This is a genomic window from Microbacterium umsixpiens, from assembly GCF_053543675.1.
The window spans coordinates 8431-8739 of the sequence record NZ_JBLVOH010000116.1; the positions used below are offsets into that span (position 1 = coordinate 8431).

At 63.8% G+C, this 309-nt stretch carries 1 pseudogene; it reads left to right on the forward strand.

Going from position 1 to position 309, the window contains the following annotated elements:
• Window positions 1–309, forward strand: a pseudogene (locus tag ACNPM4_RS11670) (sugar ABC transporter permease); the annotation flags it as partial.

Below are 309 nucleotides of genomic sequence, written 5' to 3' on the forward strand. Positions count from 1 at the left end.
GGAAGACCCCGGATGCCGTGCGCGGCAGGCCGGGCGGAAAGGACCTGCTCCAGGCTCTGCCCTGGATCGCACCCGCACTCCTCCTCATCATCGGCGTGGTGTTCTTCCCCGCCGGGGTGATGTTCTTCAACTCGACACGGGACATCTCGCTGTCGGGCCTCGACAAGGGATCGGTGGGCTTCGACAACTTCGTCACGGTCTTCACGTTCGCCGAGTTCTGGCCGATCTTCTTCCGCACGATCGTGTGGGTCGTGTCGGTCGTGCTGTTCACGGTCGTCATCTCGCTCGGCCTCGCGCAGATCCTCAACA